The following is a 20,957-nucleotide window of genomic DNA, read 5'->3' as shown; positions in this document are numbered from 1 at the left end:
GCCTGACGCCCGGTCAGGACGTCTGGGCGTGCGGGCTCTGGGCCACCTCCGTGCCGTCGGGCAGCGTCGAGATGGTGAAGTCGGCGAAGACGTTCGGCGCGACCCGCTGCAACTGTCGGAGGCACTCCACCGCCAGCTCGCGGATCTCCACGTCGGCGTGCTCGGTGGCACGCATCCCGATGAAGTGCCGCCAGGCCCGGTAGTTGCCGGTCACCACGATGCGGGTCTCGGTGGCGTTCGGCAGCACCGCACGGGCCGCCTGGCGGGCCTGCTTGCGCCGCAGGGTCGGGTTGGGCACGTCGGCGAAACGACGCTCCAGCCCCTCCAGCAGCTCGTTGTAGGCGCGTACGCTCGCCTCGGCCGCCTCGACGAACCGCTTGTGCAGCTCCGGATCCTCGGCGATCACCGTCGGCTCCACCATCGCGGCGTCCCGCTCCGGCACGTACCGCTGGGAGAGCTGGGAGTACGAGAAGTGCCGGTGCCGGATCAGCTCATGGGTGAACGAGCGGGACACCCCGGTGAAGTAGAAGCTGACCGAGCCGTGCTCCAGCACCGAGAGGTGGCCGACCTCCAGGATGTGCGCCAGGTATCCGGCGTTGGTGGCCGTAGCCGGATTCGGCTTGCGCCAACTCTGGTAGCAGGCCCGCCCGGCGAACTCCGCGAGCGCCTGTCCACCGTCGGCATCGGTCGACCACGGGACATCCTCCGGCGGATCGAAGTGTGTCCACGCGATCAGCTTGACCTGGGGCTGCACCATCTCCGGCATGCCGCGACTCTAACGGTCACGTCCGGGCCGACCCAATTCCGGCTCGCCTGTCCCGGCTCTCGCTAGACGTAGAGGGCGGTGAACGGCGGCCAGGGCAGGTTGCGGATCACCGAGAAGGCGAACCAGGCGGCGAGGAACCCGCCGAGCAGTCTCGGGCCGACCCGCAGCTCGGGCAGTCGCCAACCGAAGGCCCGCCCGCCGGCCCAGGCGATGAAGAAGTACGCCAGGAAGGGCAACGCGAAGACGAAGAGGAAGTGGTGCCGGGCCGCAGCCGGGAGATCGGCGTGCAGCACGTACCAGAGGGCGCGGGTGCCGCCGCACCCCGGGCAGTCCAACCCGGTGGTCATCTTGAGCAGGCAGCTCGGCAGGGCGTCGGGCGCCGAGCGGGTGGGGTCACTGAGCAGCGTGTAACCGATGCCGGCGGCGACACAGCCGACTGCGGCCAACGGCACCGCCCAGCGTGGCGTGCGGGCGTGGAGCCGCTGCACGAACCGGGTGAACCGGTCGGACTCGACCGGGTAACCGGCGGGATATCCGCCCGGCCAGTCCTGAGGTGCGCCCGCCGCCGGTCCGCCGGAGGGCTGGCCGGTGTGCGGGTCAGCGGACGGGTGCGGCTGAGCCGCGTCCGATCGGTCAACGCTCGTCACGAACCTCACCGTACACCGGCGACGCCCACCAACGCGGCGGCCAGCGGAGCCGCCAGGTCACCGGCGGCCGGTGGTGCCACCGAGTCCAGGCCGAGCCAGTCGGCGAGGCGGTACAGCTCCTCGGCCAGGGCGACCGCAGTCTCCCCCGGATCCGCGCCGGGCTCGACCCAGGCGGCCGGGACCAGCAGCGCCCCCGCCTTGCGGTCCGCCTTGAGGTCGACCCGTGCGGTGAAGCGTTCGCCCTGACGGAACGGCAGCACGTAGTAGCCGTGCACGCGACGCGCTGCGGGCACGTAGATCTCGATGCGGTAGCTGAAGTCGAACAGCCGCTCGGTACGGGCACGTTCCCAGACCAGTGGGTCGAAGGGGCTCACCAGGCCGTTGCCGCGCACCCAGCGGGGAAGTCGGGCCTCGGCGTGCAACCAGGCCGGCTGCCGCCAGCCCGGCACGGTGACCGGCCGCAACTGCTCCGCCTCGACCAGCTCGGCGATGGCCTGCCGAGCGCCGGCCACCGGCAGCCGGAAATAGTCTCGCAGCTCCGGCTCGGCGGCCACCCCGAGGGACCGGGCCGCGATGCCCACCAGGGTGCGGTACGCCTCCGCGTCGGTCGGTGTCGGCGCGTTCAACACCGCTGGCGGCAGCACCCGCTCCGGCAGGTCGTAGCGACGGGCGAAGGAACCGGTGCGTTCCGCCGCGCACACCTCGCCAGCCCAGAAGAGATACTCCAGGGCCTGCTTCACCGTCGACCAGTTCCACCCCCAGTTGCCGGTCTGGCGGGGCCCGTCGTGCTCGATCTCCGCTGCCGTCAGCGGCCCCCGGGCGGCCACCTCGTCGCGTACCCACGAGACCAGCGCGGGCTGCTCGGCGACGATGCGCCGCATCCCGCCCCAGGCGTCGGTGCGGGCCCGAGCCATCCGCCACCGCAGCGCCGGATGCAGGGTGACCGGCACCAACGACGCCTCGTGGCCCCAGTATTCGAACAGGTCACGCGGGCGGCGGTAGGCGGCGGAGTCGAGCAGGGCGGTCGGGTATGGCCCGAGCCGGCTGTAGAGCGGCAGGTAGTGCGCCCGTTGCAGCACGTTCACCGAATCCATCTGGATCAACCCGACCCGGTCGAGCACCCGACGCAGGTGCCGACGGGTGGGCACCGCCGTGGGTGCCGGGTCGGTGAAGCCCTGGGCAGCCAACGCGACGCGGCGGGCCTGGGCGAGCGAGAGCGATTCCGGTGCGACCATCGCGGGCAGGCTACGACAGGCGTACGACATCGGTGCGGCCGCTGGACCTGCCACCCCCGGCCGCCTACAACTACTTCCATGCCCAGCATCCGCCGCGAGGAGCCCGACGACGCCGAGGCGGTCGCCCGGGTGCACGTGCGCGGCTGGCAGGCCGGCTACGCCGGAATCATGCCGGACGAGGTGCTCGCCCGGCTCAACCCGGTGGCCTGGGCGCAGCGCCGCCGGGCCCTCGGCACCGCCGACCCGGACCACCCGTTCACCACGCTGCTCGCCGAGGAGGACGGCACCACCGTCGGGTTCACCACCTTCGGTCCGTACCGCAACAACCAGGACCGGGGCGACCTCGACCCGGCCCACGGCGAGGTGGTCAGCCTCTACGTCACGCCCGCCCACTGGGGTGACGGCACCGCTCGGGCCCTGTTCGCGGCGGCTCGGGCGGGCCTGCGGCAACTGGGCTGGACGACGTACCGCCTCTGGGTGCTCGCCGACAACGACCGGGCCCGCCGGTTCTACGAGCGGGCCGGGTTGTCACCGGACGGTGAACGGTCGATCTACCAGGTCCCCCTGTCCGGTGGCCGACCGGCGATCGACCTGGTCGAGCTGCGGTACAGCGGCCGACTCGACGGCGACTGAGTCCACCGGCGACCCGGGTACGACCGGCCGCCCCACCGGCAGGAACGCCAGCAGCGCCAGGCTGATCCAGACGTAGGTGTTGCTGAACAGGAACCCGTCGAGGCCGGTGAAGTCCTTCTCCCACGCCCAGACGATCCGGCTGATCAGGAACGCGTACCCGATGGCGGCGCACGCCAGCAGCACCCGACGTCGGCGACCGCCCGGCGGCGCGGCCATGCCCCGGTCCACCAGCAGCAGCAGGCCCGGCAGCAGCCACACCAGGTGATGCACCCAGGTGACCGGGCTGACCAGGCACATCACCGCGCCGGTCAGGGCCAGTCCGGTGGCCTCGTCGCCGACGGACGCCGCAGCCCGGGACCGCCAGGCCCAGAGCACCAGCGTCCCGGCGACCAGCACCAGCCAGGCCAGCGTGCTGGGGCTCTGCGGGTCGAGCCGGGCCACCACGCCACGCAGCGACTGGTTGGAGACGAAGGCCAACTCACCGACCCGGCCGGTGTTCCACAACGCGCTGGTCCAGAACTCCCGGGAGGCGTCCGGGAAGAGCGCGGCGGCGAGCACGGTCGCGGCGGTCGCCGCCCCGGACGCGGTCACCGCCGCACGCCAGCGTCGCGTCACCAGCAGGTAGACGATGAAGATGCCCGGAGTGAGCTTGATCGCGGTGGCCAGACCGATGCCGACCCCGGCCCACCTGCTGCCCCTCGGCAGCAACCGGAGCAGGTCCACCGCGACCAGGAAGAGCAGCAGCGTGTTGACCTGGCCGAAGTTGATGGTCTCGCGCATCGGCTCGAAGGCGGCGACCAGGCACATCGCCACGGCGAAGGCGAACCAGCGGGTCCAGCCGACCCGCCGGGACACCGGATCCAGCAGCCACCAGATCAGCACCGCGCTGGTCACCACACCGGCGGCGACGCTCACCACGATCGCCGCGTGCCAGGACAGGTACGCCATCGGCAGCATCACCAACGCGGCGAACGGCGGATACGTGAAGCCGTACTGGGTGCCGGGCTTGAGGTAGTCGTAGATCTCCCCGCCGTCGTGCACCCACCAGACCAGGGCACCCCGGTAGACGTGCAGGTCGAAGAAGCCGTGCCGGACGGCCGCCACGGCCAGGAAACCGGCCACCGCGACGGCGAGGACGATCACCACGGCGGCCTGCCCGACCGTTCGCCTGGCACCCTGCGCCACCGTCGCCTCCCTCGCCCTGCGTAGGCTGTCGTGCCATGAGTCTCGGGTACGTCCGCCCGGCGCGTCCCGAGGACGCCGCCGAGATCGCCCGCATCCAGCTCGCGACCTGGCGGGTCGCCTACCGGCGGCTGCTGCCCCGGGACGTGCTGGACGGCCTCGACGAGGCGTCGCTGGCCGAGCGCTGGGACGCCGCGGTGCGCCAGCCCCCTGGCGACACCCACCGCGTACTGGTCGCCGTCGAACAGGCCGAGCAATCGTATCTGGTGGGCTTCGCCGCCTCCGGTCCGGTCGACGCCGAGGCGCTGGCCCCGAACGAGCCGGCCGACGCACTCGGCCCGGACGTGGTGGCCGTGACCGACCTGCTGGTCGAGCCCCGCTGGGGCCGACGCGGGCACGGGTCCCGGCTGCTCGCCGCCAGCGTCGACCTGTGGCGGGAGGATGGCTTCGCCCGGGCGGTGGCCTGGGTGTTCGAGGGCGACCAGGCGTCCCGGAAGTTCCTCACCACCGCCGGTTGGGAGCCCGACGGGGCGGGACGCGCGCTGGACGTCGACGACATGCTGGTTCCCCAGCTACGCCTGCACGTCGCCGTGCCCGGCGAAGGGCCCCAGGCCGGCTGAGCACGGCCTGGTTGCCCGCCGGGGGTCCGACCTCCCGCCGGGCGACGGTCAGTCGAGCAGGGCGTCCAGGCCGAGGGTCAGACCCGGGCGGTCACCCACCGCGCGTACCGCCAGCAGCACGCCGGGCATGAACGAGACCCGGTCGTACGAGTCGTGCCGGATGGTCAGCGTCTCGCCGGTGGCGCCGAAGAGCACCTCCTGGTGGGCGACCAGTCCGGTGGCCCGCACGGCGTGTACGCGTACCCCGTCGACGTCCGCACCCCGGGCACCGGCGAACTCGTCCTTCGTGGCGTCCGGTACCGGACCGAGGCCGGCCTCGGCGCGGGCCGCCGCGACCAGGCGGGCGGTGTGCATGGCGGTGCCGCTGGGTGCGTCGAGCTTCCGTGGGTGGTGCTGCTCGATGATCTCCACCGACTCGAAGTAGCGGGCGGCACGGGCGGCGAACTGCATCATCAGCACCGCGCCGAGACCGAAGTTGGGGGCGATCACCACACCCACCTCGGGCCGGTCGGCCAGCCAGCCGCGTACCTCCGCGAGCCGCCGCTCGGTGAAGCCGCTGGTGCCGACCACCGCGTGGATGCCCTGGTCGATGCACCAGCGCAGGTTGTCCATCACCACGTCGGGGGTGGTGAAGTCGACGAGCACCTGCGCTGCGGCGGCGTCGCTGAGCGAGTCGTCCTGGTCGACCGTCGCCACCAGTGTCATGTCGGGGGCGGCCTCGACGGCCCGGCACACCTCGGCACCCATCCGGCCACCGGCGCCCAACACACCAACCTTGATCGACTCGGGCGTACCCGTCTCCTGCTCGTCAGTCACGCGGCACAACCTATCCCACCCCGGCGGGGGCGCGTCGCGTGATCCACCCCGTTGCGGGGTACGGGTCAGATGGTGAACTGCCGACCGCCGAACGGCCCGACGACCGCCAGGGACATCGGCCGGCTCAGCAGGTCGGCCGCGAGGGAGTTGACGTCGTCGAGGGTGATCGCGTCGACCCGGTCGAGCAGTTCGTCGACCGGCACCAGATCTCCGTAGAGCAGCTCGCCCTTGGCCAGCCGACTCATCCGGGAGCCGGTGTCCTCCAGACCGAGCACGAACGAGCCCTTGCTCATCCCCTTGCCCCGGGCCAGTTCCGCCTCGGTGATGCCGTGCGCGGCCGTACGCGCCAACTCGGCCCGGGTCAGCTCCAGCACCTCGTCGACCCGGCCCGGCGCGCAGCCCGCGTAGACGCCGAACAGGCCGCTGTCGGCGTACTGGCTGGCGTAGGAGTAGACGGAGTAGGCGAGGCCCCGACGCTCCCGGATCTCCTGGAACAGTCGGCTGGACATGCCGCCGCCGAGCACGTTGTTGAGCACCCCGAGGGCGAACCGGCGCTCGTCGAGCCGGTCGATGCCGGGGCAGCCGAGGACGACGTGCGCCTGCTCGGTCTCCTTCTCCTCCACCACCGCCGAGGCGGCCTGGGTGGGTACGCCCGGGGTGGCGGGCCGGTGCCCGGCGGGCGCCGCCGGATCGGTGTCCAGCGGGGTGCCCCGCAGGGCCTGGCGGACCAGCCGCACCACGGCGGCGTGGTCGAGGTTGCCGGCGGCGGCGATGACGATCTGCGGTGCGACGTAGCGTCGCCGGTAGAAGCTCTGGATCTGCCGACGGGTCATCGGGGTGACCGTGTCGACCGTGCCGGAAATCAACCGACCCAGCGGGTGGTCACCGTAGACGGCCCGGGCGAACAGGTCGTGCACCTCGTCGCCGGGCTCGTCGTCGTGCATGGCGATCTCTTCGAGGATCACGCCCCGCTCGGTCTCCACGTCGGCCGGTTCCAACACCGAGTCGGCGACCAGGTCGCACATGACGTCGATGGCCAGCGGCAGGTCCTCGTCGAGCACCCGGGCGTAGTAGCAGGTGTACTCCTTCGTGGTGAAGGCGTTGGTCTCGCCGCCCACGGCCTCGATCGCCGAGGAGATCTCCATTGCGTTCCGCTTGTTGGTGCCCTTGAACAGCAGGTGCTCCAGGAAGTGGGCGGCACCCGCCTGCGGCCCGGTCTCGTCCCGCGAGCCGACCCCCACCCAGATGCCGAACGAGACGCTGCGCATCGCCGGGATCGCCTCGGTCAGCACCCGCAGCCCGTTCGGCAGCACCGTACGACGTACCGTGCCGCCCAGCGGGTCGTCGCTCAGGGTCCGGGTCACCGCGCGGGGCGAGCCACCGGCGGCGCGAGTGGTCGCGGTGGCCTGTCGACCGGTACGGGGCACCGATCGGGCCCCGGGAGAGGACGAATACCGGGTCCGGCTCACGGCCACCTGCTTCCAGTACGGCGTCAAGGAGTGCTCGGTTACGAACCGGCCGGGCGACGATGTCGCCCGGCCGGTCAGTGGATCAGTTCGGCTGCGCGGGGATCAGCTGTGCCGGGTGCGACGCCGAGGGCGGGACTCGCCGCCACCCTCGCCACCGTCACCGCGCTCCGGTCCCCGGCCACCCCGGTCGCCACCGCGCTCACGGTCGCCCCGGTCACGCGGCCCCCGGTCGCCACCACGGTCACGGCCGGCGGGCCGCTCCTCGCCGGCTGCGGCGGCCGGTGCCTCGGCACCCTCCGGGCGAACCTTGTCCAGGTAGATCTTGCCGCGCTGGTCGATGTCGGCGATCTCGACCTCGACCCGGTCACCGACGTTGAGGAAGTCCTCGACCTTCTCGACCCGCTTGCCGTCGCCCACCTTGGAGATGTGCAGCAGGCCGTCGCGGCCCGGCAGCAGCGAGACGAACGCACCGAACGGTGCGGTCTTCACCACCGTGCCGAGGAACCGGTCGCCGACCTTGGGCAGGGTCGGGTTGGCGATCGCGTTGATCCGCTCGACCGCCGCCTGCGCCGACGGACCGTTCGTCGCACCGACGTAGATCGTGCCGTCGTCCTCGATGGAGATCTCGGCGCCGGTCTCGTCCTGGATCGCGTTGATGGTCTGACCCTTCGGGCCGATCACCATGCCGATCTTGTCGACGGGGATCTTGACCGTGGTGACCCGGGGCGCGTAGTCGGACATCTCGGCCGGAGCCTCGATCGCCCGCTGCATCACGTCCAGGATGGTCTGCCGGGCCTCGTGCGCCTGCTGGAGCGCGGCGGCCAGCACGTCGGACGGGATGCCGTCGAGCTTGGTGTCCAGCTGGAGCGCGGTGACGAAGTCCCGGGTGCCGGCGACCTTGAAGTCCATGTCACCGAAGGCGTCCTCGGCACCGAGGATGTCGGTCAGCGTCACGTACTGGGTCTTGCCGTCGACCTCGTCGGAGATGAGGCCCATGGCGATGCCGGCGACCGGCGCCTTCAGCGGCACACCGGCGCTGAGCAGGCCCAGCGTCGAGGCGCAGACCGAACCCATCGAGGTGGAGCCGTTGGAGCCCAGTGCCTCGGAGACCTGCCGGATGGCGTACGGGAACTCCTCCCGCGAGGGCAGCACCGGGATCAGCGCCCGCTCCGCGAGCGCACCGTGCCCGATCTCGCGGCGCTTCGGCGAGCCAACCCGACCGGTCTCACCGGTGGAGTACGGCGGGAAGTTGTAGTTGTGCATGTAGCGCTTGGACTTCTCCGGGGAGAGGGTGTCCAACGCCTGCTCCATGCGCAGCATGTTGAGCGTGGTGACGCCGAGGATCTGGGTCTCGCCGCGCTCGAACAACGCCGAGCCGTGCACCCGGGGCAGCACGCCCACCTCGGCGGTCAGCGGACGGATGTCGCGCGGACCCCGACCATCGATGCGGACCTGCTCACGCAGCACCCGGCTGCGCACCTCGGACTTGGTCAGCGAGCGGAACGCGGCGGAGAGTTCCTTCTCCCGGCCCTCGAAACGGGCGCCGAGTTCCTCGTGCACCCGCTGCTTGATGGCGTCCAGGGCCTCCTCGCGGTCCGCCTTGCCGGCGATCTGGAGGGCCTCGGCCACGTCGGCACGGGCCAGGTCGGCGACCGCGTCGTACGCGTCGTCGGCGTAGTCCAGGAAGACCGGGAACTCGGCGACCGGCTTGGCGGCGACCTCGGCCAGCTCGCTCTGCGCCCGGCACAGCTCGCGGATGGCGGGCTTGGCGGCCTCCAGGCCGCTGGCCACGACCTCCTCGGTCGGGGCGGGCGCGCCACCGGCGACCAGCTTCACGGTGTGCTCGGTGGCCTCCGCCTCGACCATCATGATCGCGACGTCGCCGTCGGGCAGGGCGCGGCCGGCGACCACCATGTCGAAGGTCGCCCGAGCCAGCTCCTCGTGGGTCGGGAAGGCGATCCACTGGCCGTCCACGTGGGCCATCCGGGTCGCCCCGATCGGGCCGGAGAACGGCAGGCCGGAAAGCTTGGTCGACATCGACGCGGCGTTGATGGCGACGACGTCGTACGGGTGCTGCGGGTCGAGCGCGAGGATCGTCTCGACGACCTGGACCTCGTTGCGCAGGCCCTTGACGAACGACGGGCGCAGCGGCCGGTCGATCAGGCGGCAGGTGAGGATGGCGTCCTCGCTGGGCCGACCCTCGCGACGGAAGAACGAGCCGGGGATGCGGCCCGCGGCGTACATCCGCTCCTCCACGTCGACGGTCAGCGGGAAGAAGTCGAACTGCTCCTTCGGCTGCTTGCCGGCGGTGGTGGCGGAGAGGACGACCGTCTCGCCGAGCTGGGCCGTGACGCTGCCGGCGGCCTGTCGGGCCAGCCGGCCGGTGGAGAAGGTGATCTCACGGGTGCCGAACGACCCGTTGTCGATCACGGCGGTGCGGGTTTCGGTGCCGAGTTTGGTCTCGGTCATGCTGTGTCAATGCTCCTTCGCATCGGGGAGCCACGACGCGGGAGCTGTGCGGACGGCCGGTCTTCGATCGAAGCGTCCGGGACCGCCGGCGGGTTGCCAGGGTGCCCGGAGGCCACTACCGGAGACCGGTACGCCGACACTCCCCGTCTGGGTGGTCGCGGCCCGTTTCTCGGATGGGGACGCCGACGGGGGAGTGACCTGGTGGGTCACTCCCCCGTCACGTCACCGGCGCAGGCCGAGCCGCTCGATGAGCGACCGGTAGCGGTTGATGTCCTTCTTCTGGACGTAGTTGAGCAACCGACGGCGACGGCCGACCAGCAACAGCAGCCCACGACGGCTGTGGTGGTCGTGCTTGTGCACCTTCAGGTGCTCGGTGAGATCAGCGATCCGCTTGGTGAGGACCGCGACCTGCACCTCGGGCGACCCGGTGTCACCCTCAGCGGTCGCGTACTCCTCGCGGATCTTGGCCTTGGTCTGCTGGTCGAGCGCCATGTTCTCCCTGTTCTGGTGGGTGTCTCGATGCTGTCCGTCGGACCGGGCTAACGGCACCGGTGACGGATGGTCCTCGCACCCACGGCGTCGAGCAGGCAGGCGAGGCCCCACGTCGGTCAGCCGACGTCTCGATCAGCCTACCAGCATCCACCCGAAGCGGCCGGTCAAGGGCCGTGGACGGGTCGACGACGCTCAGCCCAGCACCTTGCGGGTCCGCTCGACGTCCTGGGCGATCTGGGCGATCAGCGGTTCGATCGAGTCGAAGCGGGCCTGACCGCGCAGATGCGCCACGAAGTCCAGCGCCAGCCGCTCGCCGTAGAGGTCGCCGTCGAAGTCCAACGCGTACGCCTCGACCCGCCGCTCCCGGCCGGAGAAGGTCGGGTTGGTGCCGATCGACACGGCGGCGGCGAGCGGCTCCCGCTGCCCCCGGCGGATCATCCGGGCGGCGTAGACGCCGTCGGCCGGGACCGCCGCGTACCGGTGGCAGAGCAGGTTGGCGGTCGGGAAGCCCAGTTCACGCCCCCGCTGGTCGCCCCGGACGACCACACCCTCCAGCCGGTGCGGGCGGCCCAGCGCGTTGGCCGCTGCGGTCACGTCGCCCGCGTCAACGCAGGAGCGGATGTACGTCGAAGAGAAGACGGTGCCGGACTCGGCCACCAGCGGAGCCCCTTCGACCGCGAAGCCGAACGTCCGGCCGAGCCGCTCCAGCAGCGCCACGTCACCGGCGGCCCGGTGGCCGAACCGGAAGTTCTCGCCCACCACCACGAGCGCGGCGTGCAGGTGCTCGACCAGCACGTCGTGCACGAACGCCTCGGCCGGCAACCGGGACAGCTCGGGCGTGAACGGCATCACACAGAGCACGTCCACCCCGAGGGCCTCGATCAGTTCCGCCTTGCGAGCGGGCTCGGTCAGCACCGCCGGGTGGGAACCGGGCCGCACCACCTCGGCCGGGTGCGGGTCGAAGGTGACCACCACCGACTGCACGCCGAGTTTCCGGGCTCGGGCCACCGCGTGCCCGATCGTCGCCTGGTGCCCCTTGTGCACGCCGTCGAAGACGCCGATGGTGACGACCGACCGTCCCCAGCCACTGGGCGCCGCGTCGTACCCCCGCCACCGCTGCATGCTGCTCCTTCGCTGTCGTTCGCTCGGACCGTCGGCCGTCCGGCACCGGTGTCAGGCCGGGGCGAGCACGATCTCCGCGCGGGCCCGACCGGCCCGCTCGCTGACGATAGCGATCAGCCCGCCGGCCGGATCGAAGACCGCGTACGGGCCGGTGTGGCCGACCGGGTCGAGCGGACCGCCGTGGGAGAGCACCTTGGCCTCCTCGGCGGTGGCGTCCCGACGGGGGAAGAACCGTGCGGCCGCATCCGCCAGTGGCAGGCCCACCACGTCCGGCGCGCGCCGCTCCAACTCGTCGAGGGTGACCGCCTCGGCCAGACCGAACCCGCCCACGGCGGTTCGCCGCAGTGCGGTCAGGTGGCCGCCGACCCGCAGCGCCAGGCCCGCGTCACGGGCGATCGCCCGGATGTACGTCCCGGTCGAGCAGGCCACGTCGACGTCGACGTCGACCACGTCGGGATGGTCCCGCCGGATGGCCAGCACGTCGAGCCGGGAGACGGTGACCCGTCGGGCCGGCAGATCGACGCTCTCCCCCTCACGGACCCGCTTGTACGCCCGCTGTCCATTGATCTTGATAGCGCTCACCGCGCTCGGCACCTGATCGATCTCCCCGGTCAACTCGGCCAGGGCGCTGTGGATCGCCTCGTCGGTTACCGCACCGGCGGGCGTGGTGGCGATCACGTCACCTTCCGCGTCGTCGGTGACGGTGGCCTGACCGAGCCGGATGGTCGCGGTGTAGCTCTTGTCCGCGCCGATCACGTACGTCAGCAACCGGGTGGCCCGGCCCACCCCGACGACCAGGACACCGGTGGCCATCGGGTCGAGCGTGCCGCCGTGCCCGACACGCCTGGTCCGGGCCAGCCTGCGGATCCTGGCCACCACGTCGTGCGAGGTCATTCCGCCGGGCTTGTCCACCACGATCAGGCCGTCTGTGCTCACGACGTGCAAGCCTGCCAGACCCACCGGAGGGCCTGAGCACCGGACAGGCGCCGAAATCGGATATCCAGCAACCGGCCGTCCTTGACACGATGACGACATCGGCGACGGTAGAACCCGCCGTCATGACCACGGGGAGCACGAGATGACCACGGACCGCGAGCACGATCGAACGCACCCGCCCGACGATCCCGCCCGCCTGCGGCCACCCGACCGACCCACCGTGCTGCCGAGCTGGATGCTGGACCCACCACCGGCACGCCGCACGCTCGGCGTCCGGATCACCGAGAATCTGGTCGCCCTGCCCGGTGCCGCGGCGCTCCGGCGCCGCTGGTGGGCCTGGCAGCGACGGCAGCGCCTACGCGAGCGCTATCCGAACACGGTCAAGGTCGTCGCCATGCTGGTCTCCTTCGTGGCGAGCCTGGCCCTGGTCCTGCTCCTTCACGCCCTCTACGGCCAGGCCTGATCAGGCCACGGCGCGTTCCTGGCCACGGACCGCGCCGGTCACTGCCCAGGCACCGCTGCGCAGCCGGAGCAGGAGCCCGACCAGGCGGATCACGGTGAACAGCATCAGCCCCGCCCAGACACCACCGAGGCCCAGGTCGAAGGCGTACGCCAGCCAGATCGCCGGTAGGAAGCCGCCGAACGCGCCGGCCACCGTGAGGTTCCGCAGATAGCGCACGTCACCGGCGCCGATCAGCACGCCGTCGAGGGCGAACACCACCCCGGCCAGCGGCAGCATCGCGGCGAACCACGGCCAGGCCACCAACGCCTGCTGGTGCACTGCCGGATCCGAACTGAACCAGGTGGGCACCACGCCCGCACCGGCCGCCGCGAGCACGGCGAAGGCCGTGCCGCAGAGCGCGCCGAGGCGGCCGATCCGGCGGGCCAACGCCCGGGCGGACGCCTCGTCATTGCCACCGAGCGCCGCCCCGACCAGCGCCTGCGCGGCGATGGCCAGCGCGTCGAGCACCAGTGCCGCGAAGAACCAGAGCTGCACCGCGATCTGGTGGGCACCGACCGTGGCGGCACCGAACCGGGCGGCGACCGCCGTGGCGGACAGGAAGCTCGCCTGGAAGGCCACCCCCCGGATCAACAGGTCCCGGCTGAGCACCAGTTGCTGCCCGATGACCCGGGGACGCGGGCGCAGCGCGACCCGCTCGGCCACCAGGGCGGCGGCGAAGAGGGCACCGGAGAGGGTCTGCGCGATCACGTTCGCCACCGCCGAGCCGATCAGCCCCATGCCGACCGGGTAGACCAGCACCGGACAGAGCACCGCGGAGAGCAGGTTGGGGCCGACGACGAAGAGCAGCGGTCGGCGGGTGTCCTGCACACCCCGTAGCCAGCCGTTCCCGGCGGCGGCGAGCAGTAGCCCGGGGGCACCGAAGGCGGCGACCCGCAGCCAATCGGCAGCGGCGACGCCGACCTCGCCACCGCCGGCCAGGGCACCCGCCAGGGCGCCGCCACCGAACTGCATGCCGATGACGACCGCCAGTCCCACGCCAAGGGCCGTCCAGGACGCCTGGACGCCCTCGGCCACTGCGGCGGCGCGGTCGCCGGCACCGAACCGGCGGGCGGCGCGGCCGGTCGTGCCGTACGCGACCACGGTGCCCAGCCAGGCGGTGAGGGTCATAACGGTCCCGCCGACCGCCACCGCTGCCAGCGGCACCCGGCCCAGATGGCCGACGACCGCGGTGTCGACGAGCACGTAGAGGGGTTCGGCGGCGAGTACCACGAGGGCCGGCAGGGCGAGCGCGGCGATCCGCCGCGGCGACGCGACCCGGTCGGTGGCGAGGGTGGACTGACTCATCACCGCAGATCGTGGCACGGGAGAAGTAAGGGTCGCAATCTTGCCCGCCACTTACTCGGGCGAGCGCTCCCCGGCTACCGTGCGGGCTGGACCGGGCCCGCCCGGCGACATGGGCGGACGGCCGGACCGAAGGTGACGCGGTACGCGTCGACGACGGAACGTCACCACCGGTCGAGAACGGTCACTGACGGGTGTCCATGGAGGTCTGAAGGGCGCGGCGAGCCTGCTCACGGGCCTCGTCGGTGGTGTCGGGCTTGTTGGGCTTGGCGGCCATGATGGGTCCTTCCAGGGCACGCGTCACCGGGCGCGGCGGCGCGTCGTGGGCGGTGCGAGGACTGTCGCCCCGCGAGCCGACTCCGGGGTCGCCGGAGCGGCGAGAGGGCGGCCTGGTGGCCCGGGTCGGTCGACCCTGGAACGAGGCGGCACCGGGTATGGCTCCGCCCCTGACCTGCGCCGAAGCGGCGCCGACCGTTTCCCAAGTTATCGTTCAGGTCCACATGGTGCGCGCTGTTCCCGCGATCTGGACAAGTCGGCTCGCCGTCACCTCGCCAGGAAATGCCAGCCGATCCACCACCAGAAACCGAACAGACCGATCCTGCCCACCGGCACCGGACCCACCTCGTACCGCATGATGTAGGCGCAGATCTCACCGAGCGTCGGAATCTTCGAGCCCTCCCGCCGGGCCAGCCACTCGACCAGCCCGAACAGCGCCAGCCCGACCAGGAACCCGCCGATCGCCAGAGCCCGCATCATCGCCGCACCAGTCCCCAGAACGCCGACAGCCACACCAGCCAGGCCGCCGAGCGGACCAGGCGGTCCTCCAGCAGCGGATCGGCCAGCCGGGAGAAGGTGGGGAAGTCGTCACCGGCCGCCGCGAAGAAGGTGGCGCCCTCGAAGATCCCGAAGACCACCACCGGCAGCGCCCACCAGATCGCGCCGGATCTCAACTGCTCGGGTGCCGGGCGAGCCTGCACCCGCTTGGTCAGACCGAGCCAGATCAGCACCCCGCCGGCACCGAACACGTAGACGTTGGCCTCGGTCGAGAAGGACGGGAACCGACCACCGACCAGTGAGAGGGCGACCAGCACCGGTACGCAGACAACCGGTCGCTCCCACGTGCGAGGGGCGTCAACGGTGAGATCGTGGGGCTGCTCCATCATCCGATTCTCCCCATCCTGTCCAGGTGCCGAAGCGGCGACGCCCCGGAGTTGACCCTGAAATCACCCCTGCTGGTCGGCGCCACCGTCCCGGCTGCCCACCCGCAACTGCGCCCGGATCCGCTCGACCACCTCGTCAACCGTGCCACGGCCGGTGAAACCGGCGGCCAGTCGATGGCCACCGCCGCCCAGCGCGACCGCCACCCGACTCACGTCCGTCGCGCCCTTGCTGCGCAGGGACACCGCCCACACGTCCGGCGCGGTCTGCTTGATCACACAGCTCACGTCGGCCTCGGCGGTACAGCGCACCGGATCGATGAGCGCTTCCAGGACGTACGGCCGCTGCTCGTGGCGGGCCAGGTCGTCCAGGGTCGCGTACGTCCAGACGAGGCCCTGCCCACCGGCCTCCTCGGGCTCCAGCCGAGCCCGCCCGAGCACCTCGCCGAAGAGCCGCACCGCGCCGAACGGCCGGCTGTCGAACACCCGCCGCGAGATGTCCCCCGGCCGGATCCCGGTGGCCAGCAGCCGGGCCGCCATCTCGTGCACCGCCGGGGTGGTCGCGTCGAACCGGAACGAGCCGGTGTCGGTGCTCAACGCCACGTACAGGCACTCGGCGATGCCCGCGTCCAACGGTACACCGAGCCGGTCCAACAGCTGCTCGGCGACCACGGCGGTCGCCGCAGCAGCCGGGTCGACCAGGTTCACGTCACCGAAGCCGCTGTTCGAGGCGTGATGGTCGAGCACCAACGCGATGCCCTTCCCCGCCAACCGGCCAGCCAGCGCGCCGAGCCGCGACTCACTCGCCGCGTCGAAGCAGATGACCAGATCCGGCTCGGGGTCGGCCTCCGTCTCCGGCACCAGCAACTCCAGACCGGGCAGGCCGCGCAGCGGCTCGGGCACCTCCGGCGGGCCGGGGAAGGTGGCCTGCAAACGGCCCACACCGAGCCGCCGCAGCCCGAGCGCGAAGCCGAGCATGCTGCCCAGCGCGTCCCCGTCCGGGTTGACGTGGCAGATCAGCAGCACCCGACCGTCGGCGGGCAGCCCGCGTACCGCTGCCACTGCGGCAGACCAGTCGGCCTCGGTGGGGCCGGCGGAGGCCGACGCGCCGTCGGCCGGGGCGGCGGAGGCCGCCGGAGCAGACCGATCGGAGCCGGGCTGCCGCAGCACGGCAGCCTCGGAGCCGGCACGGGCCCCACTGGAGGGAGCGGTCACCGCCGTTCCCCGCCACGGGAGTCGTCGGCGGTCTCGTCCTCGTCGGCCTCGTCGTCTTCGTCCTCGTCGAGGCGGTACGGCTGTGCCTCCCCGGCGTACTCGGCGCGGGCGGCCAGGCGCTGCACCTCAGCGTCGGCGTTGCGGGCTGCGGCGAGCAGATCGTCGATGTGCTTGACCTGGTCCTGGACGTCGTCCAGCACGAAGGTCAACGTCGGCGAGTGCCGCAGCCCGAGAGCCTTGCCGACCGTGCTGCGCAGCATCCCCTTGGCGCTGTCCAGTGCGGCTGCGGTGGCCGCCTGGGCCGCCGCGTCACCGAGCACGGTGTAGAAGACCGTGGCGTCACGCAGGTCGGCCGTGATCCGGGCGTCGGTAATGGTGATCATGCCGAGTCGAGGGTCCTTGATCTGACTCCGCACCACCGACGCGACCAGTTCGCGCACCCGCTCCGCGTGCCGGCGTACCTTGGCCGCATCCGTCATCTCCGCCACCTCCACGGCGTCGCCGCTACCGACCGGAACCGGTGACGCCAGCGTCACCGGAGCCCCGACCGACCCCAATACCCGAACCCTACCCGCGCCGTCCGCTCGGGCGTGCGGGGCGGCTGCCAACCAGCTCAGTCGTCGTCGCCGTACAGCCTGCGACGCACCGACAGCAGGTCGATCTCCGGACGACCCGCGACGAGCCGCTCACACGAGTCGAGCACCTCGCGGGCGTGTGCCGCCTCGGCGGCCACCACGGCCACCCCGATCTCCGCTCGCCCGTGCAGGTCCAGCGCCCCCACCTCGGCGACCGACACCTCGAATCGGCGAAGTGCCGCGACGATCGGGCGCACGTACGATCTCTTGGCCTTCAGCGACCGGGAGTCCCCCGGAAGCAGCAGGTCGAATACTGCGGTTGCGGTGTACATCGTCTGCGGACACTACCCGCATCCCACCCCACATGATCAAGGGGTTTACGCCGACCGGCGTAAACCCCTTGATCAGTGCGTTACCGCAGGATCAGGCGCGAGCCTTCTCCCGCATCTCGAAGGTCTCGATCACGTCGCCGACCTGGACGTTGTTGTAACCACCCAGGGTCAGACCGCACTCGAAGCCCTCCCGGACCTCCGTCGCGTCGTCCTTGAACCGCTTCAGCGAGCTGATCGTGAGGTTGTCCGCCACGACCGCGCCGTCGCGCAGCAGGCGCGCCTTCGCGTTCCGTCGGATGACGCCCGACCGGACGATGCAACCGGAGATGTTGCCGATCTTGGACGAGCGGAACACGTCGCGGATCTCCGCGGTGCCGAGCTCGACCTCCTCGTACTCCGGCTTGAGCAGGCCCTTGAGCGCCGCCTCGATCTCCTCGATGGCCTGGTAGATGACGGTGTAGTACCGAATCTCCACGCCCTCGCGGTCGGCCATCTCGCGGACCTTGTTGGAGGCCCGCACGTTGAAGCCGATGATCGTGACCGGCTCGGACGACGCGCTCGCCAGCATGACGTTGCTCTCGGTGATCGCGCCGACACCCCGGTCGAGGACCTTGAGCTGGACCTCCTCGGGGATGTCGAGGTTGAACAGCGCGTCCTCCAGGGCCTCCACCGAACCGGAGACATCGCCCTTGAGGATGAGGTTGAGCGACGTCTTCTCGCCCTCCTTGAGCTGCTCCATGAGCGTCTCGAGGGTGGCCCGACCACGGGAGTTGGCGAACGCCGCCGCCCGTCGACGTGCCTGCCGCTGCTCGGCGATCTGCCGCACCGTGCGGTCGTCCGCCGCCGCGAGGAAGGTGTCGCCCGCCCCCGGCACCGCGGTCAGACCGAGAACCATGACCGGACGTGCCGGACCAGCCTCGGTGACCTGGTTGCCGTTCTCGTCGAGCATCGCCCGGACCCGGCCGTGCGCCCCACCGGCGACGATCGAGTCGCCCGCCCGCAGGGTGCCCTTCTGCACCAGCACGGTCGCCACCGCACCACGGCCCTTGTCCAGGTGCGCCTCGATGGCCACACCCTGCGCCGGCCCGTCGATCGGAGCGGTCAGCTCCAGCGACGCGTCGGCGGTGAGCAGTACCGCTTCGAGCAGGTCCTCGATGCCGATACCGGGCTTCGCGGCCACGTTGACGAACATGGTGTCGCCGCCGTACTCCTCGGCGACCAGGCCGTACTCGGTCAGCTGCTGGCGGACCTTGTCCGGGTTCGCCTCGGGCTTGTCGACCTTGTTGACCGCGACCACGATCGGCACCTCGGCCGCCTTGGCGTGGTTCAACGCCTCGATGGTCTGCGGCATGACACCGTCGTCGGCCGCGACCACCAGGATCACGATGTCCGTCACCTGGGCACCACGGGCACGCATGGCGGTGAACGCCTCGTGACCCGGGGTGTCGATGAAGGTCACCGCGCGGTCCTCGCCCTCGTGCGGCACGTGGACCTGGTAGGCACCGATGTGCTGGGTGATGCCTCCGGCCTCACCCGCGACGACGTTCGCCTTGCGGATCGCGTCGAGCAGCTTGGTCTTACCGTGGTCGACGTGACCCATGACGGTCACCACCGGGGCGCGGCTGACCAGGCGGTCCTCCGCCACCTCGGCGTCGAGGTCGATGTTGAACTGCGCGAGCAGCTCGCGATCCTCGTCCTCCGGGCTGACGATCTGCACGTTGAAGCCCAGGTGCTCACCGAGCAGCAGCAGCGTGTCGTCCGAGCACGACTGCGTCGCGGTGACCATCTCGCCCAGGTTGAACATCTCCTGGACCAGCGAACCCGGGTTGGCGTTGATCTTGTCGGCGAAGTCCGACAGCGAGGCGCCCCGGGAGAGACGCACCGTCTGCCCCTGACCCCGGGGAGCACCCGAGCTCATGGTCGGGGCCGACAGGTTGTCGAACTCCTGTCTGCGCTGCTTCTTGGACTTGCGGCCACGGGTGGGCTTGCCGCCCGGACGCCCGAAGGCACCCGCGGCGCCACCGCCCCGGCCACGGCCGCCGCCACCTGGGCGACCGCCGCCACCGGCCGGCGCACCCGGACGGAATCCACCGCCGCCACCGCCACCGGGACCGCCACGGTAACCACCGCCGCCGCCGCCACCGGGACCGCCACGGTAGCCACCGCCACCGCCGCCACCGGGACCGCCACGGTAGCCACCGCCACCGCCGCCCGGACGACCAGCGCCGCCACCGGCACGTCCGGCACCCGGACCGCCCGGACGACCCGGACGCTGGCTCGGCATCGAGGCCGGGCTCGGCCGCGGCGGCATGGACGCCGGGCTCGGCCGCGGCGGCATCGACGCCGGGCTGGGACGGGCACCACCACCGGCACCGGCGGCCGGTGGCCGCTGCTGCTGGCTGCCCTGAATACCGAAGGGGTTGTTACCGGCGCCCCGCGCCGGCGGGCGACCCTGCCGGCCGCCCGGCCCGGGGGTGGGACCACCGGGACGACCCGCCGCCGGAGAACCCGGACGGGGCGGCATCGTGCCGGGACCGGGTCGCGGACCCGGGCGGGCTGCGCCGTCGGCCGAGGGCTCCCGGCGGACGTTCTCCCGCTGCTGCTGGCGGGCGGCCTGCGCGGCCTTGACCGCAGCCTCCTGCTCAGCCTTCAGCGCGGCCGCACGCGCCTCCGCGGCGGCCACCTCGATGTCGTGAGCACTCGCCGGCTTGGCGACCGGGGTCGCCGCTGGCGGCGGACCGGGCACCGGGGCCTTCGGCTTCGGCCCGGGCACCGCCGGACGCCGTGGCGGCGTCGGCTTGGCGGTGACCCGAGGCTCGCCGGGGGTCGGCGGCGGGGTCGGCGTCGCCGACGGAGCCGATGGTGCCGACGGCGCTGCCGACGGGGCACCGGAGCCACCCGAGGCGACGAAGGCGCTGCGCAGCCGTCGGGCGACTGGCGCCTCGACGGTGCTCGACGCGGACTTGACGAACTCGCCCATCTCCTTGAGCTTGGCGAGTACGGTCTTGCTTTCGACCCCGAGCTCTTTTGCAAGCTCGTGTACGCGGGCCTTACCTGCCACTGCACTCCTCACTCCGAGGTCGTGCGGGCAGCACCCGCAGCGACCTCACTCGTGCACTTGAAGCCTGATCATTTCTGGGACTTCATCGTGTGCTCATGTCGGTCGTCCTACCTTGCTAGCGGCCCTCGTCCGATCGGGTGACCGGACGTGGTGGTTGACGCGTCAGGTACTCCGCGAGGGCCCCGTCATCCGGAACCCCGGCGACCCGCAGCGCGCGCCCGAAGGCACGACGCCGCACTGCCTGCGCGAAGCAGGCCGGATCCGGGTGCATGTTCGCTCCCCGACCCGGCAGCGTGCGGGTCGGATCAGGTCGGAGGCTGAAGCCAGCCTCGTTACCGACCGCGACTATCCGCAGCAATTCACTGGCCGGTGCGCGCCGTCGACAACCCACACAGGTGCGCTCCGGCAGCGCGCGTCGTGCCACTG

The 20,957-nt window shown here is 71.8% G+C and carries 21 protein-coding genes; 3 read left to right on the top strand and 18 right to left on the bottom strand.

What is annotated here, in order from left to right; genetic code table 11:
• Positions 1-13: 13 nt before the first annotated feature.
• From thyX to ACLQ2S_RS04550, 3 genes are all read right to left on the bottom strand, one after another.
• Positions 14-757, bottom strand: coding sequence for an FAD-dependent thymidylate synthase (gene thyX / locus ACLQ2S_RS04560; protein WP_155216084.1), 744 nt, complete (start codon positions 755-757; stop codon positions 14-16).
• 71 nt (positions 758-828) lie between these two features.
• A complete protein-coding gene (locus tag ACLQ2S_RS04555; protein WP_375335305.1) occupies positions 829-1,422 on the bottom strand; it encodes a DUF2752 domain-containing protein in 594 nt (197 codons plus the stop codon).
• Positions 1,419-2,648, bottom strand: a complete 1,230-nt coding sequence (locus ACLQ2S_RS04550) for a winged helix-turn-helix domain-containing protein (protein WP_155215655.1) — start codon at positions 2,646-2,648, stop codon at positions 1,419-1,421. The genes ACLQ2S_RS04555 and ACLQ2S_RS04550 overlap by 4 nt, the downstream gene beginning before the upstream one ends.
• Before the next feature lie 78 nt (positions 2,649-2,726).
• Here ACLQ2S_RS04550 and ACLQ2S_RS04545 point away from each other — a divergent pair, with 78 nt between their 5' ends.
• Positions 2,727-3,281 (top strand): GNAT family N-acetyltransferase, encoded by a 555-nt coding sequence (locus ACLQ2S_RS04545; RefSeq protein WP_155215657.1) that lies wholly within the window; start codon positions 2,727-2,729, stop codon positions 3,279-3,281.
• Here the strand turns inward: ACLQ2S_RS04545 and ACLQ2S_RS04540 are convergent.
• On the bottom strand, positions 3,177-4,466 hold the full coding sequence (locus ACLQ2S_RS04540; RefSeq protein ID WP_309222845.1) for a glycosyltransferase family 87 protein: 1,290 nt from the start codon (positions 4,464-4,466) through the stop codon (positions 3,177-3,179). The two genes, ACLQ2S_RS04545 and ACLQ2S_RS04540, sit on opposite strands and share 105 nt — an antisense overlap.
• Before the next feature lie 35 nt (positions 4,467-4,501).
• On the opposite strand from ACLQ2S_RS04540, the gene ACLQ2S_RS04535 reads away from it, so the two are divergent.
• The gene (locus ACLQ2S_RS04535; protein WP_155215658.1) at positions 4,502-5,083 is read left to right on the top strand and encodes a GNAT family N-acetyltransferase; all 582 of its coding nucleotides are present in this window, start codon (positions 4,502-4,504) and stop codon (positions 5,081-5,083) included.
• Between the two features lie 48 nt (positions 5,084-5,131).
• Here the strand turns inward: ACLQ2S_RS04535 and dapB are convergent, their stop codons facing one another.
• From dapB to truB, 6 genes are all read right to left on the bottom strand, one after another.
• Positions 5,132-5,899 (bottom strand): 4-hydroxy-tetrahydrodipicolinate reductase, encoded by a 768-nt coding sequence (gene dapB / locus ACLQ2S_RS04530; protein WP_309222846.1) that lies wholly within the window; start codon positions 5,897-5,899, stop codon positions 5,132-5,134.
• Positions 5,900-5,964: 65 nt separating this feature from the next.
• Positions 5,965-7,326 carry a M16 family metallopeptidase gene (locus ACLQ2S_RS04525; RefSeq protein ID WP_309222922.1) on the bottom strand — a complete coding sequence of 454 codons (1,362 nt, stop codon included), beginning with the start codon at positions 7,324-7,326 and terminating at the stop codon, positions 5,965-5,967.
• 144 nt (positions 7,327-7,470) lie between these two features.
• On the bottom strand, positions 7,471-9,837 hold the full coding sequence (locus ACLQ2S_RS04520; RefSeq protein ID WP_155215660.1) for a polyribonucleotide nucleotidyltransferase: 2,367 nt from the start codon (positions 9,835-9,837) through the stop codon (positions 7,471-7,473).
• Positions 9,838-10,059: 222 nt separating this feature from the next.
• Positions 10,060-10,329 (bottom strand): 30S ribosomal protein S15, encoded by a 270-nt coding sequence (gene rpsO, locus ACLQ2S_RS04515; protein WP_155215661.1) that lies wholly within the window; start codon positions 10,327-10,329, stop codon positions 10,060-10,062.
• 192 nt (positions 10,330-10,521) lie between these two features.
• Positions 10,522-11,451, bottom strand: a complete 930-nt coding sequence (locus tag ACLQ2S_RS04510) for a bifunctional riboflavin kinase/FAD synthetase (protein WP_155215662.1) — start codon at positions 11,449-11,451, stop codon at positions 10,522-10,524.
• Positions 11,452-11,502: 51 nt separating this feature from the next.
• The gene (truB, locus tag ACLQ2S_RS04505) at positions 11,503-12,387 is read right to left on the bottom strand and encodes a tRNA pseudouridine(55) synthase TruB (RefSeq protein ID WP_309222847.1); all 885 of its coding nucleotides are present in this window, start codon (positions 12,385-12,387) and stop codon (positions 11,503-11,505) included.
• 142 nt (positions 12,388-12,529) lie between these two features.
• Between truB and ACLQ2S_RS04500 the strand changes: the two genes are divergently transcribed.
• On the top strand, positions 12,530-12,850 hold the full coding sequence (locus ACLQ2S_RS04500) for a hypothetical protein (RefSeq protein WP_155215665.1): 321 nt from the start codon (positions 12,530-12,532) through the stop codon (positions 12,848-12,850).
• Here the strand turns inward: ACLQ2S_RS04500 and ACLQ2S_RS04495 are convergent, their stop codons facing one another.
• The 8 genes from ACLQ2S_RS04495 to ACLQ2S_RS04460 form a co-directional block, all read right to left on the bottom strand.
• Entirely contained in the window at positions 12,851-14,194 is a 1,344-nt protein-coding gene (locus ACLQ2S_RS04495; protein ID WP_155215667.1) for an MATE family efflux transporter, read from the bottom strand.
• 540 nt (positions 14,195-14,734) lie between these two features.
• On the bottom strand, positions 14,735-14,944 hold the full coding sequence (locus ACLQ2S_RS04490; protein ID WP_196222489.1) for a DUF6186 family protein: 210 nt from the start codon (positions 14,942-14,944) through the stop codon (positions 14,735-14,737).
• On the bottom strand, positions 14,944-15,351 hold the full coding sequence (locus tag ACLQ2S_RS04485; RefSeq protein ID WP_155216089.1) for a hypothetical protein: 408 nt from the start codon (positions 15,349-15,351) through the stop codon (positions 14,944-14,946). The genes ACLQ2S_RS04490 and ACLQ2S_RS04485 overlap by 1 nt, the downstream gene beginning before the upstream one ends.
• Positions 15,352-15,414: 63 nt before the next feature.
• Positions 15,415-16,410, bottom strand: coding sequence for a DHH family phosphoesterase (locus ACLQ2S_RS04480; protein WP_425701279.1), 996 nt, complete (start codon positions 16,408-16,410; stop codon positions 15,415-15,417).
• Between the two features lie 149 nt (positions 16,411-16,559).
• Positions 16,560-17,042: a 30S ribosome-binding factor RbfA gene (gene rbfA, locus ACLQ2S_RS04475; protein WP_155215671.1), complete on the bottom strand. Its 483-nt coding sequence runs from the start codon at positions 17,040-17,042 to the stop codon at positions 16,560-16,562.
• Between the two features lie 134 nt (positions 17,043-17,176).
• Positions 17,177-17,470, bottom strand: a complete 294-nt coding sequence (locus ACLQ2S_RS04470; RefSeq protein WP_155215673.1) for a DUF503 domain-containing protein — start codon at positions 17,468-17,470, stop codon at positions 17,177-17,179.
• Positions 17,471-17,561: 91 nt separating this feature from the next.
• Positions 17,562-20,531: a translation initiation factor IF-2 gene (infB, locus tag ACLQ2S_RS04465; protein WP_425701172.1), complete on the bottom strand. Its 2,970-nt coding sequence runs from the start codon at positions 20,529-20,531 to the stop codon at positions 17,562-17,564.
• A 115-nt stretch (positions 20,532-20,646) separates the two neighbouring features.
• Positions 20,647-20,955 (bottom strand): YlxR family protein, encoded by a 309-nt coding sequence (locus tag ACLQ2S_RS04460; RefSeq protein ID WP_425701171.1) that lies wholly within the window; start codon positions 20,953-20,955, stop codon positions 20,647-20,649.
• Positions 20,956-20,957: the final 2 nt, after the last annotated feature.

Origin of the sequence: Micromonospora sp. DT48 (assembly GCF_049844495.1) — a bacterium.
GTDB lineage: Bacteria > Actinomycetota > Actinomycetes > Mycobacteriales > Micromonosporaceae > Micromonospora.
Note: the sequence above shows the minus strand (reverse complement) of the source record. Positions and strands in the feature narration are given on the sequence as shown.

Excerpts from the sequence above, each read along its gene's own strand:
- ACLQ2S_RS04495 (WP_155215667.1), bottom strand. The coding sequence starts at position 14,194 with ATGAGTCAGTCCACCCTCGCCACCGACCGGGTCGCGTCGCCGCGGCGG.
- ACLQ2S_RS04485 (WP_155216089.1), bottom strand. The coding sequence starts at position 15,351 with ATGGAGCAGCCCCACGATCTCACCGTTGACGCCCCTCGCACGTGGGAG.
- ACLQ2S_RS04545 (WP_155215657.1), top strand. The coding sequence starts at position 2,727 with ATGCCCAGCATCCGCCGCGAGGAGCCCGACGACGCCGAGGCGGTCGCC.
- ACLQ2S_RS04470 (WP_155215673.1), bottom strand. The coding sequence starts at position 17,470 with ATGTACACCGCAACCGCAGTATTCGACCTGCTGCTTCCGGGGGACTCC.
- ACLQ2S_RS04535 (WP_155215658.1), top strand. The coding sequence starts at position 4,502 with ATGAGTCTCGGGTACGTCCGCCCGGCGCGTCCCGAGGACGCCGCCGAG.
- ACLQ2S_RS04520 (WP_155215660.1), bottom strand. The coding sequence starts at position 9,837 with ATGACCGAGACCAAACTCGGCACCGAAACCCGCACCGCCGTGATCGAC.
- rpsO (WP_155215661.1), bottom strand. The coding sequence starts at position 10,329 with ATGGCGCTCGACCAGCAGACCAAGGCCAAGATCCGCGAGGAGTACGCG.
- ACLQ2S_RS04550 (WP_155215655.1), bottom strand. The coding sequence starts at position 2,648 with ATGGTCGCACCGGAATCGCTCTCGCTCGCCCAGGCCCGCCGCGTCGCG.
- ACLQ2S_RS04500 (WP_155215665.1), top strand. The coding sequence starts at position 12,530 with ATGACCACGGACCGCGAGCACGATCGAACGCACCCGCCCGACGATCCC.
- ACLQ2S_RS04510 (WP_155215662.1), bottom strand. The coding sequence starts at position 11,451 with ATGCAGCGGTGGCGGGGGTACGACGCGGCGCCCAGTGGCTGGGGACGG.
- rbfA (WP_155215671.1), bottom strand. The coding sequence starts at position 17,042 with ATGACGGATGCGGCCAAGGTACGCCGGCACGCGGAGCGGGTGCGCGAA.
- thyX (WP_155216084.1), bottom strand. The coding sequence starts at position 757 with ATGGTGCAGCCCCAGGTCAAGCTGATCGCGTGGACACACTTCGATCCG.
- ACLQ2S_RS04490 (WP_196222489.1), bottom strand. The coding sequence starts at position 14,944 with ATGCGGGCTCTGGCGATCGGCGGGTTCCTGGTCGGGCTGGCGCTGTTC.